The 12,019-nt window shown below is 42.4% G+C and carries 14 protein-coding genes; 12 read left to right on the top strand and 2 right to left on the bottom strand.

Annotated elements, in window-relative coordinates:
* Nucleotides 1–56: 56 nt before the first annotated feature.
* The 7 genes from C1T21_RS02950 to C1T21_RS02920 all read left to right on the top strand — a co-directional run bounded on the left by C1T21_RS02950 (nucleotide 57) and on the right by C1T21_RS02920 (nucleotide 4,833).
* Nucleotides 57–680: an acetate uptake transporter gene (locus C1T21_RS02950; protein WP_103047144.1), complete on the top strand. Its 624-nt coding sequence runs from the start codon at nucleotides 57–59 to the stop codon at nucleotides 678–680.
* A gap of 160 nt (nucleotides 681–840) precedes the next feature.
* A complete protein-coding gene (locus C1T21_RS02945; RefSeq protein ID WP_103047143.1) occupies nucleotides 841–2,391 on the top strand; it encodes an FAD-dependent oxidoreductase in 1,551 nt (516 codons plus the stop codon).
* A gap of 98 nt (nucleotides 2,392–2,489) precedes the next feature.
* A complete protein-coding gene (locus tag C1T21_RS02940) occupies nucleotides 2,490–2,741 on the top strand; it encodes a hypothetical protein (protein ID WP_061829797.1) in 252 nt (83 codons plus the stop codon).
* 40 nt (nucleotides 2,742–2,781) lie between these two features.
* Nucleotides 2,782–3,162 carry a spore coat protein gene (locus C1T21_RS02935; protein ID WP_103047488.1) on the top strand — a complete coding sequence of 127 codons (381 nt, stop codon included), beginning with the start codon at nucleotides 2,782–2,784 and terminating at the stop codon, nucleotides 3,160–3,162.
* Nucleotides 3,159–4,295 carry a zinc-dependent alcohol dehydrogenase gene (locus tag C1T21_RS02930; RefSeq protein ID WP_103047142.1) on the top strand — a complete coding sequence of 379 codons (1,137 nt, stop codon included), beginning with the start codon at nucleotides 3,159–3,161 and terminating at the stop codon, nucleotides 4,293–4,295. The genes C1T21_RS02935 and C1T21_RS02930 overlap by 4 nt, the downstream gene beginning before the upstream one ends.
* Nucleotides 4,296–4,327: 32 nt before the next feature.
* Nucleotides 4,328–4,537 (top strand): hypothetical protein, encoded by a 210-nt coding sequence (locus tag C1T21_RS02925; RefSeq protein ID WP_029518844.1) that lies wholly within the window; start codon nucleotides 4,328–4,330, stop codon nucleotides 4,535–4,537.
* On the top strand, nucleotides 4,534–4,833 hold the full coding sequence (locus C1T21_RS02920) for a spore coat protein (protein WP_025719163.1): 300 nt from the start codon (nucleotides 4,534–4,536) through the stop codon (nucleotides 4,831–4,833). Before C1T21_RS02925 ends, C1T21_RS02920 begins: the two co-directional genes overlap by 4 nt.
* Before the next feature lie 100 nt (nucleotides 4,834–4,933).
* Here the strand turns inward: C1T21_RS02920 and C1T21_RS02915 are convergent, their stop codons facing one another.
* Both C1T21_RS02915 and C1T21_RS02910 read right to left on the bottom strand, forming a co-directional pair.
* Nucleotides 4,934–5,920, bottom strand: coding sequence for an aldo/keto reductase (locus tag C1T21_RS02915; RefSeq protein WP_103047141.1), 987 nt, complete (start codon nucleotides 5,918–5,920; stop codon nucleotides 4,934–4,936).
* Between the two features lie 174 nt (nucleotides 5,921–6,094).
* Nucleotides 6,095–6,724, bottom strand: a complete 630-nt coding sequence (locus C1T21_RS02910; protein WP_069290707.1) for a YfbR-like 5'-deoxynucleotidase — start codon at nucleotides 6,722–6,724, stop codon at nucleotides 6,095–6,097.
* Between the two features lie 220 nt (nucleotides 6,725–6,944).
* Between C1T21_RS02910 and C1T21_RS02905 the strand changes: the two genes are divergently transcribed.
* The 5 genes from C1T21_RS02905 to C1T21_RS02880 all read left to right on the top strand — a co-directional run bounded on the left by C1T21_RS02905 (nucleotide 6,945) and on the right by C1T21_RS02880 (nucleotide 12,013).
* Entirely contained in the window at nucleotides 6,945–7,640 is a 696-nt protein-coding gene (locus C1T21_RS02905) for a response regulator transcription factor (RefSeq protein WP_103047140.1), read from the top strand.
* A complete protein-coding gene (locus C1T21_RS02900) occupies nucleotides 7,633–8,637 on the top strand; it encodes a sensor histidine kinase (protein ID WP_103047139.1) in 1,005 nt (334 codons plus the stop codon). The genes C1T21_RS02905 and C1T21_RS02900 overlap by 8 nt, the downstream gene beginning before the upstream one ends.
* 102 nt (nucleotides 8,638–8,739) lie before the next feature.
* Nucleotides 8,740–9,501, top strand: coding sequence for an ABC transporter ATP-binding protein (locus C1T21_RS02895; protein ID WP_103047138.1), 762 nt, complete (start codon nucleotides 8,740–8,742; stop codon nucleotides 9,499–9,501).
* A complete protein-coding gene (locus C1T21_RS02890) occupies nucleotides 9,491–11,431 on the top strand; it encodes an ABC transporter permease (protein ID WP_103047137.1) in 1,941 nt (646 codons plus the stop codon). Before C1T21_RS02895 ends, C1T21_RS02890 begins: the two co-directional genes overlap by 11 nt.
* A 186-nt stretch (nucleotides 11,432–11,617) precedes the next feature.
* On the top strand, nucleotides 11,618–12,013 hold the full coding sequence (locus C1T21_RS02880) for a hypothetical protein (protein WP_103047136.1): 396 nt from the start codon (nucleotides 11,618–11,620) through the stop codon (nucleotides 12,011–12,013).
* Nucleotides 12,014–12,019 lie beyond the last annotated feature (6 nt).

The following is a 12,019-nucleotide window of genomic DNA, read 5'->3' as shown; positions in this document are numbered from 1 at the left end:
TCTGGCATCGGCAGATTGACGCGTACTTGAACATTATTGGAGGCTTCTATTTTTTTATGCAAAATGAATCTCATTCTAACGTAAAAATCATAACGGCCGATCCGAGTGCGATCGGCCTGTTTGGCTTGGCTATTGTAACGCTTGTGGCTTCATCCCAAAAGCTTGGCTTCACCGAAGGCTTAAGCTTCATCATCCCTTGGGCTATATTTCTCGGTGCTTTTGCACAGCTATTTGCTTCCATTCAGGATGCAAAACATAACAACACCTTCGGCATGACGGCATTTGGTGCTTACGCCTTCTTCTGGTTGGCCGTAGCCAGTAGCTGGATGATTAAAATGGGCGTATTTGGCTCAGAGCTGGCATCTGCTGTAGATGGCAAACAGCTCGGGTTTGCCTTTGCGGGCTATCTCATCTTTACGCTTTTCATGACCATTGGAGCGATGGAGACGCATAAGGTTTTATTCTTTATTTTTGTGTTGATTGATTTTCTGTTCCTCGGTCTTAGCTTCGATGCATTTGGCGTTGCCCCAGAGGTGTTCCATACCATCGCCGCTTATGCTGAAATGGGCATTGGTCTGCTCTCACTGTATGGTACAGGAGCTGCCGTTCTGAATGCTCATTTTGGCCGTACATTCCTGCCCGTCGGGCGTCCTTTCGGCATTTTTAAGCCACGTCCTTAGCTGTATATGTAAACCCACAAAGCCGCCTTTCGCGCCGATCCGCGTTAAGGACGGCTTTATTTCATCACTCCCTCCGTATTAAAAAGAGTCGTTTAGTGAATATAAAAGCCCACAATGATAACAATATACATAAATTGTAATCAAAGGGGTATTTGTAAAAATGAAACAAGACGAATCTCGTACCACATTTCCGCAATTTCCCGAATCGTACTGGTTAGCTTCAACTGACATCCCCAATTTCCCCAAACTTAGTGAAGATATTCAGGTGGATGTTGCCATTGTAGGTGCGGGGATTACTGGCATTACCACTGCTTATTTACTTTCTAAAAAAGGACTAAACGTTGCCGTCGTCGACGCAGGGCAGATACTTCATGGGACAACCGGTCATACTACCGCCAAAATTACCGCACAGCATGATTTGATCTACAGCGAGTTTATTTCACATTTTGGCAAGGAAAAAACCCGGCTCTATTACGAAGCCAATTACAACGCTCTTCAATTTATCAAACAAACGGTAGAAGAGTTTAATATCGATTGTCAATTTACAGAAGAAGATGCCTACGTTTATACATGTGCAGATACGTATGTGGAGAAAATCGCCGCCGAATATAAAGCCTACGAGGAACTTGGCATCCCGGGAAGTTATGTCGAACAAACGCCTCTGCCCTTTTCAACTAAAGCAGCTATTAAGATGAATAACCAAGCCCAGTTTAATCCGGTACCTTTCTTAAGATATTTGGCAAACCAAGTCATCCGTCAGGGCGGGAAAATTTATGAGCAAACCACCGTTGTAGATGTAGAAAAAGGAAACCCTGCCATCATTACAACAAGCGACGGAAAGAGAATTACCTGCAATCATGTCGTATCCTCCTCGCATTTTCCGTTCAATGATCCAAACAGTCTTTATTTTGCGCGATTGCATGCCGAGCGGTCTTATGTACTAGCGGTCAAGACGGACAAAACCTATCCGGGTGGTATGTACCTAAGTGCGGAAACCCCCAAACGTTCGCTTCGCTCTGTACTAATAAACGGAGAACCGATGGTTATCGTCGGTGGGGAAGGCCACAAAACGGGACAAGGAATCTGTACTTTCCAGTACTATGAAGCTTTAAAAAAGTTCGCAGAGCAAACATTTGGATTAAAGGAGATCGTTTATCGCTGGTCGGCTCAAGACTTGTATACGCTAGACAAACTCCCTTATATTGGGCAGGAACTATCTAACACTTCTAACATCCTCGTTGCTACGGGGTATAGAAAATGGGGAATGACCACAAGTGTAGCGGCAGCTTTATTAAATACGAATCTGATTACCAGAGAGGAAAGCCCGTATCAGGATCTTTTCTCCCCTTCAAGATTTCATATGGACCCTGACATTAAAACATTTGTGACTCAAAATGCGAATGTGGCTAAACATTTGATTGCTGGGAAATTGGGGATCAACTACAAAAAAGCCGAAGAACTGCATCACGACGAAGGGGCGGTCATTCGGGTAAACGGCAAAAGAGCGGGCGCATACCGAGACCCACAAGGAGCATTACACCTAGTGGACACAACATGCACCCATATGGGTTGCGAAGTCGAGTGGAATGAGGCGGAAAGAACATGGGATTGCCCTTGTCATGGCTCACGCTTTTCATATCAAGGCGAAGTCATTGAAGGACCGGCAAAAAAATCGCTTGGCAAGGTTGAAGTCGACAAGAGCCCTACATGAAGAGCTACACCCCGGTAACCCAACCTTTTCATAGCTCTGAATAAACATAGTTACGCTGGACAACATACCTTTGAGAATCATAAAAGAAAGGTGATCCTATGATAAGCCAACAGTCTGCATTAGCGGCGCATGAGTCCCTAGAGATCCACGAAGCGCTTAATTTTAAAACGTTATGCTTAGCCAAGTCCAAATTAATGCAGGGCTTAGTATTCGATCAAGAGCTAAAGGATTTAATGGAAAAAGATGTTCAGCAATCTATACAAGCTATTGCCGATTTGCAAGCATTGTATGTTAAAGCACCGTTTCAGGCACCTGTTCCAGAATTCCGTCCCACACCAATATTAAATTGAGGTGAATGATGTGACATTAGATCAGATCCAGTCCGCTAAAATGGATTATGTGGATCCAAAAAACTCATTAAATATGCCAGAAATGGCAGACACGACCTTAGCGATGGACTTTCTGGTTCGCGTCAAGGAAGGGGTTCGAAATACAGCCATAGCCTTGACGGAAACCGTCTCTTCAGATGCTAGAACTCTGTTGCGCAATCAATTGCATCAAGGCATCGCGCTTCATCAGGAAATCACTGATCTTATGGTACGAAAAAAATGGTTTCATCCCTATGATCTGCAAAAGCAGTATCAATTGGATCAACTATCAGCCAACAAGACGGTGGACATCAGTAAAATGAAACTGTTCCCAGACGATACCACCCGCAAGGGTATGTTTGATCGCACGCCGGACGAACATATGGGAGGAAACCAGGCATGAAAGCAGTGACCTACCAAGGTATCAAAAATGTTGTGGTTAAAGATGTTCCGGACCCGAGTATTCAAAAAGCCGATGATGCGATTGTCAGACTGACAACAACCGCTATTTGTGGTTCAGATCTGCATCTCATTCATGGAATGATTCCGAATCTACAAGAGAATTATGTAATTGGGCATGAGCCGATGGGGGTTGTAGAAGAAGTCGGCAGCGGCGTAACCAACTTGAAAAAGGGAGACCGCGTGATCATTCCGTTCAACATAGCGTGCGGTGAATGCTTTTATTGTAAAAACCAATTGGAAAGCCAATGTGATCATTCTAATGAGCACGGAGAAATGGGCGGTTTTTTCGGCTATTCAGGAACAACTGGTGGATATCCGGGTGGACAAGCTGAATATTTACGTGTGCCTTTTGCCAACTTCACTCACTTCAAAATTCCGGAGAGTTGTGAACATCCTGACGAGAAGCTTTGCCTGATTGCTGATGCCATGACCACTGCGTTCTGGAGCGTCGATAATGCCGGGGTAACGGACGGGAATACTGTCATTGTTATTGGCTGTGGGCCGGTAGGGCTGTTAGCTCAGAAGTTTGCCTGGTTCAAAGGGGCAAAACGGGTCATTGCGGCAGACTATCTGGATTATCGTCTGCAACATGCGAAGCGTACAAATCATGTGGAGATTGTTAATGTGGAATCGCAAGAAAACGTTGGCAACTACCTCAAAGAGATAACCAAAGGAGGCGCAGATGTAGTTATTGACTGCTCCGGCATGAGCGGTAAAATGTCTCCGCTGGAATCTCTCGCTTCCGGTCTCAAGCTTCACGGCGGAGCTTTAGGAGGACTGGTCATAGCTACACAAGCTGTGCGCAAAGGCGGGACCATTCAAGTTACCGGGGTATACGGCGGACGATATAACGGTTTTCCTTTGGGAGACATTTTTCAGCGAAATGTTAATTTACGTACGGGACAGGCTCCCGTTATTCACTATATGCCTTATATGTATGAGCTGATTGATACAGGAAAGGTGGACCCCGGAGACGTTGTCACACACGTCATTCCGTTAAGCGACGCCAAACACGGATATGAAATTTTTGATACCAGACAGGATAATTGCATCAAAGTTGTGCTTAAACCTTAACTATATATTGGAGTATTGGAGGTAAACGTCATATGGTGTATGGCCTGCATGAAACTCTTGAAGTCCATGAGTTGTCAGCGTTCAAAACAGTGTGTCTTACCAAGTCTAAAACCATGCAAGCATTGATCTCTGATCCGACTCTCAAAGCTATATTACAGCAGGATGTTGACTTATCGACCCGCCAATTACAAGAACTCGGCACCCTCTTAGATCAAGCCATTTCACAGGAGGTTAAGCCATGAATACACTGTTGGAGCATTTGACCGGACTGCATACCTTAACGGACCAAGTCATTGCAGCCGATTTTCTGAACGCGGCCAAAAGCGGTGTGAGAAATTACGCTATGGCCGTAACAGAAGCGGGAACTCCAGAAATTAAGGCAATTCTTACAAAGCAACTGGATGAAGCTATTGATACGCATGAGCAAATTTCCACGTACATGATTGAACGCGGCTGGTATCACCCTTGGAACGTAAAAGAGCAGCTTTCGATGGATCTGCAAAATATCAATACTGCATTGCAAGCTCCCGTTTTGTAAAAAGAAAAAGTACGTTCTTGCTTATCTATGAAACCCGCAAAGCCGTCTTTCACGCCGATCCGCGTGAAAGACGGCTTTGGGGTTTATCTCATTATCTTCATTATTCAGCTTGCCAATTCGGCATCCGCTCTGCAGGATAGCGAAGGCCTGCTGCCATTCCTTTGGGGATGATTGCGTTAATAGCTTCCATTTCCTGTGCGGATAAAACCACATCGACGGCTCCTGCATTTTCCTCTAAATACGTAACCCGCTTGGTTCCTGGAATCGGTACAATTCCCTCTTGCGCAAGCAGCCATGCCAACGCCAGTTGAGAAGGTTTGACCCCTTTTTGGGCAGCAAGGTCCTTAACATGCTGCACGAGATCCAGATTTTTCTGGAAATTCTCAGGTTGAAAACGTGGCACAGAGCGACGGAAATCATCTTCTGCAAAATCATCAAACTTCTGAATTTGCCCGCTCAAAAAGCCGCGTCCAAGTGGACTGTAGGCCACAAATTCGATGCCCAGTTCCTTACACGTTGGTATAACTTCATCTTCCGCTTCCCGGCTCCATAAAGAGTATTCCGTTTGCAGGGCTGTAATCGGATGTACCTTGTGAGCGCGTCGAATGAGCCCAGGAGAAGCTTCGGACAGCCCCAAATAGCGGACTTTTCCCGCCTGAACCAGGTCACTCATCGCACCCACCGTTTCCTCGATAGGTACATTCGGATCGACACGGTGCTGGTAGTACAAATCAATCACATCTACTCCTAGTCTTTGCAGGCTGCGGTCACATGCCTCTTTTACATATTCGGGACGGCCACTTACCCCCATAAATGCGCCATCTTCCCCACGCATAATGGAAAATTTAGTAGCTAACACCACTTCGTCACGGCGGCTCCGCAAAACTTGGCTAATCAGTTTTTCATTTTTCCCCACACCGTAGACATCGGCAGTATCCCAGAAGTTTATCCCTAGCTCCAGCGCACGATGAAGCGTTTTGATCGACTCCTGATCATTCAACTCACCGTAATATTCGGACATTCCCATGCAGCCCAGACCCATTGCAGATACTTGAAGGTCGCTGTTACCCAGTTGTTTCTTTTTCAATTTCTATCACTCCTCAATTGTCAGAATAGTCATCGCATTTCCTAATCACTACGTCACATTCCGTATGTTACTACTTAAAGTTAACTTGAAGTCAAGTATTGTCTGGTTTGAAAGGAGAATTATTATGTATGAACAGAAGCGCTTCAGTAGCTTCTGGACGGTAGGGGAATTCATTTACAAAGCTAAGGCCTCTTCCGTAATCTTTTTGATATCAATGGATGAGGGCGTTTCTTCCTTGACCATATCGGGCAGGATATTTTCCAAAAAATAATTAACGCAGTGTAATTGAATATTCTTGATTTTCACAAGTGCATTACGATACATGACTATAAATTCCTTTTCAGTATTGCCCCGCTGAAGCTCAGCAAATGCTTCGTACACCTGATCCATTTTGTCCGCAACTTCAAGGATTAACCCTTCTACAGAATCATCTTTACCTTCCCTTAGCTGTTTGCGAAAAATGGCTTTAAAGTCTTCGGGAATATTCTCTTCAATAAAATACTCAACCATACCTTCTTCGACCTGCTGGATTAATAGCCGTAGTTCCTTAGAGGAATGCTTAACTGGCGTTTTGATGTCTCCAATAAAAATCTCCCCGTAATCGTGACTGCTCGTAATCTCGTATAGCTTTTTCCAGTCAATACTGACCCCATTTCTTTCTTCAATATCAGCTAGCGTTTTGGCATATTGTACCACTTTCCAGGAATGAGCCGATACGCTGTGTTCCTCAAATTTAAATTTACCCGGACAACGGATGATTCTTTCCAGCTCATTTAGCGACCGAAAATACGTGTGAATTCCCATCATTGCATCCATCCTTTAAAATATATGAGATAGTCAATATAAACCCACTATAAACCTCAACTATTAACAGTAGATTATCGCTATATCAAGTTGAGTCCACACATGTAGCACATACACAATTTTTGCTATACACTTTATAAAAGAGGAGTTTGCAAAATCCAATAAGCGACTGGAATCGAATTTTTCAAAATCCTAAAAAAAGTAAAAAGTGGTGAAATCGTTGTTCAAAATCTTACTAATTGAAGATGATGAAACTTTGTTCCATGAAATGAAGGAGCGGTTAACTCAATGGAACTATGATGTGTATGGCATCCATGACTTTAATAAAGTCATTCAGGAATTCACAACGATAAAGCCTGATCTGGTCGTGATAGATATTCAATTGCCGAAATTTGATGGGTTTCATTGGTGTCGAATGATTCGATCTCACTCTAACGTTCCCATCCTTTTCTTATCGTCACGGGATCATCCTACGGATATGGTGATGTCGATGCAGCTTGGAGCGGATGATTTTATCCAAAAACCGTTTCATTTTGATGTACTCATTGCAAAATTACAGGCGACACTCCGCCGCGTATATAATTACAATACAGAACCCGTCTCCCTGAAAACATGGTGTGGAGCGACGGTCGATTATGAAAAAAATGTAGTAGCCAATGAGGCTGGCTCCATCGAATTAACCAAGAACGAGATTTTTATTTTGAAGTTGCTAATCGAACAAAAAAATAAAATTGTCGCACGAGAGGAATTAATTAAAAGCCTCTGGGATGATGAACGTTTTGTCAGCGACAATACCCTGACCGTCAACTTGAACCGCCTGCGTAAAAAATTAGACGAGTTGGATTTGGGCCGTTTCATTGAAACGAAAGTCGGGCAAGGCTACATGGCTACAGAAGAGGCACCTTCCTATGATTAAAAAATATCTTATAGAGAGGCGGAGCTGGATTCTACTGTTTGTATGCCAGCAATTTCTGATCCTGTTCATTGCTTATGTGGATGCAGCAATTCCGTTAATGCCCATCCTTTATATCGTCTTCTTATCCATGATGATTTTCTTGGTTTTTTTAATCATTCGCTATCCCAAGGAAACCAAATTCTATACAACACTAGAAGAATGGAGGAGCCCTCTTGAACTAACGGGTATAGGCGAACCGGAGAGTCCGTTTGAGCAAATCATTGAACAAAAAATCACTGACCAGACCGAACGGTTACAACAGATCATCTCGCAAAATCAATTGACACTTGAACATGAAAAAGATGAACTATTATCCTGGATTCATGAGGTAAAAACGCCTTTGACCACCATGCATTTGATGATTGAGCGGTTGGACGATAAGCCCCTAAAAGCTCAGCTAACCTATGAATGGCTACGAATCCACTTACTGCTGGATCAGCAGCTCCATCACAAACGCATATCCTTTATTGAAAATGATCTATATGTCGAGCAAGTGAATTTAAAATCTCTGGTTTTTAATGAAATCAAAGCACTACAGTCATGGTGCATCCAAAAAGGGATCGGTTTTGACATCCAATTGGAGCACATGGAAGTGCTGAGTGATGCCAAATGGCTGGCTTTTATCATCAGACAGCTCTTAACCAATGCCATCAAATATAGCGATGCCAGTGATATTATCATTCACAGCTATGAACAAAGGGATCGAATACAACTTGAGGTCCAAGACTTTGGGCGCGGTATTGATCCGAAGGATATACCCCGTATTTTCGAGAAAGGTTTTACCTCCACAACCCAACATTCTGATCATACTTCAACGGGCATGGGGTTATATTTAACGAAAAAGGCAGCACAGTCCTTGCTCATACATATAGATGTGCACTCCAAACCGAACGTGGGTACAACCTTCACTTTAATTTTTCCCAAACGAAATGATTTCGTGAGTGTGGTAAGCATGTGACAGAGATGTCACATGCTTTTATGTATTGTTCGCCTAATCAAAGGAAAACCATCGGCTCTATTTTTATAATAAGGCTACAAGAACAATAAGGAGTGCATCGAAGTGAATATTTTAGAAGCCCATAAAATTCATAAAAGCTACGGTAATAAGTTAAATATGCAGGAGGTTTTGAAGGGAATAGATATCCTTATTGAAGAAGGGGAATTTGTCAGTATTATGGGAGCCTCCGGTTCAGGTAAAACCACACTGCTGAATGTTCTTTCCTCTATTGATAAAGTAAGCCAAGGTTCCATTAAAATCAATGATATCGAAATGACGAAAATGAAAGAAAAGCAACTGGCTGAATTTCGCAAAAAGCATTTAGGCTTTATTTTTCAAGAGTATAATCTGCTGGATACGCTAACCGTGAAGGAGAACATCCTCTTGCCTTTATCCATCACCAAAACGCCTAAAAAAGAGGCCAACCGAAAATTTCAGGAAGTAGCTACAGAACTGGGAATTTATGAGCTCAAGGATAAATACCCCAATGAAATCTCCGGTGGACAGAAACAACGTACATCTGCGGCTAGGGCGTTTATTCATGAGCCCAGTATTATTTTTGCCGATGAACCTACGGGTGCGCTGGATTCCAAGTCGGCTTCCGATTTATTAAATAAGCTGGGCCAGTTGAACCAAAAACGCAAAGCCACCATTATTATGGTCACGCATGATCCTGTCGCAGCCAGCCATTGCAGTCGGGTTATTTTTATTAAGGATGGGCAAATGTATACGCAGCTTCATAAAGGCGAGCAGGAAAGACAAAGCTTCTTCCAGGATATCATGAAAACCCAAGGGGTCTTAGGCGGGGTCCAATATGAACATTAATCTGCTCATTCTAAAGAATTTGAAAAAAAACCTGAAAAATTATTACCTTTATGTTTTTGCTCTCATTTTTAGTGTTGCGCTCTATTTCGCTTTCGTCACATTACAATACGATCCTTCCATGGACGAAGTAAAGGGTTCTGTTAAAGGTGCAGCTTCCATAAGGGCAGCTTCCGTTTTACTGGTCGCCATTGTCTGCATCTTCCTTTTATATGCTAATAATATCTTTATAAAAAGGCGCAGCAAAGAAATTGGCCTATTTCAATTGATCGGAATGACCAAAAACAAAATTTTTCGCATCCTGAGTGCTGAAAACTTAATTCTATACTTCAGTTCCCTGTTTATTGGAATCGGAGTTGGATTTTCCTTTTCCAAATTAGTGATCATGATCTTATTTAAAACGACGGGCGTCGAAGCCATTGCCACTCTATATTTCTCTAACCAAGCACTGATTCAAACACTCATCGTTTTTTGTATCATCTACCTGTTGATCATGCTCATGAATTATTCCTTTATCAAGAGACAAAGTATTTTGTCTTTGTTCAGAGTGAACTCAACCACCGAAGGGAAAATCAAGAAAATAACGATCTATGAGATGATCATCGGGATCATCGGCATCTCTCTCATCGCTTTAGGTTACTATGTTTCCTCCAAATTATTTGGCGGAGACTTTACATCCATGAATGAGTTGTTTATGGCTATGGTGTTTATTTTGGGCACTGTCATCATCGGAACACTACTTTTTTATAAAGGATCTATCCGCTTTATTTCCAATATCATCAGAAAAAGTAAAGGCGGCTATTTGAACATTAATGAGGTGCTATCTCTCTCATCCATTATGTTCCGCATGAAATCCAATGCTTTGATGTTGACCATTATTACAACAGTATCGGCACTTGCCATCGGTTTACTTTCCTTAAGCTATATCGCCTATTATTCTGCGGATCAAGCAGCTGAGGACAATGTACCTTCCCATTTTGCAATGACGAATGTACCGGATGCTGAGAAATTCAAAACGTTACTTCAGGAGCATGACATAAAGTATCGTGAGAAGAAAATTGAAGTTATTCAAGTCAGTGTGGACACAGCGCAAATCATGGAGACTCCTTTGGAAGGGTTAAATATCGGTGCGAATTCCATGACGTTGCCTGTCATAAGCGATCAATCTGTGGAGGGTACGGATGTATCTCCAGGTCAAGCAATTTTAACAGGCCATAATGATCTGTTACAGAAATTTATGTCCTTGAAAAACTTTGGTCCATTGGATTTGAAGGGAAAAAAAGAAGTCATACATCAACAATATTTGGGTCTAAAAAAGGAGTATGTGATTCCCTACTATTTTACAGCCGGGGGACTACCCACTGCCATTGTAGACGAAACCATATTTGAGCGGTTAAAGAAAGATGTAAATCCTGAGATTCAAAAGAAATCATCCTTATATATTGGAATTGATATGATAAACGCAGAACAGATTGAAGAAGCCAATCGTCTCTTTGCAGCTGCGAATTTTAATGATCAACAAACATCACGCCTTGAAATGAGCAGCAATCAGAAGCGGAACATGGGAGTGATCATGTTTGTAGTTGGATTTTTAGGACTCACCTTTCTCATTACATCAGGCTGTATCCTTTATTTTAAGCAAATGGATGAGAGCGAAGACGAAAAAGCCAATTACACCGTGTTAAGAAAGTTAGGGTTCACACAGAGCGACCTGCTTAGAGGCATTAAAATAAAACAACTCTTTAACTTCGGCATTCCTTTAGTAATTGGCCTATCACACAGCTATTTCGCTGTCCAATCTGGCTGGTTCTTGTTTGGAACCGAAATTTGGATGCCTATGATCATCGTTATGGTGCTGTACACCGCCTTATATTCCAGTTTCGGGATACTATCCATCCTGTATTATAAAAAGGTCATTAAATCAGCATTGTAATTGATAAAAAGCAAAAAAGTCCCAGGCGAAAGTGCTGGGGCTTTTTCAAATATTTGAGCATTTTCGTTCCTACATGTACAATAAAATAACTATCATCGTAACCCCAAAGGGGGAGAGCTTATTTTATTATTAATCATCAATGGCATCGGCATCTTAGCCAATATCATACTCGGTTCCTCTTTAGGCGTGGCTATTATCGTAGGAATCGTCTTTTTCCTGATTGGCCTGCCTGAGTTTAAAAAATCGCCGAAACTTACGAAAGAGGCTAAAAAAGATATCACCTATATTATGTCAACCCTATTAACTCTTCTTATATTCGTAGTTATTGTTTCTTGGAACCTCCATACTTCAGGTGACCTGTTTCTCGAAGGTCCGCTAACACCGCAAATGAAGTTTCACTGGGGACAAAAGGTGTTGATGCTAGGATTACTGGAGGGTTTATGGGCTGTCATCAGCCTAAAATGGCTGTTGCCCATCTTTTTTGATCCGCTGGATCTCAGTAAAAAGCAGATCCTTGTTTTAGTGAGCGGGATTTTATTTAGTGTGGGTTCAGGTATTTATGCCATGCTTGAAGCAAGTTAAAAATGC

This window comes from Paenibacillus sp. F4, from assembly GCF_002894905.1.
Classification (GTDB): Bacteria; Bacillota; Bacilli; order Paenibacillales; family Paenibacillaceae; genus Paenibacillus; species Paenibacillus polymyxa_B.
The sequence above is the reverse complement of the archived record's forward strand: the minus strand, read 5'-3'. Positions and strand labels throughout refer to the sequence as shown.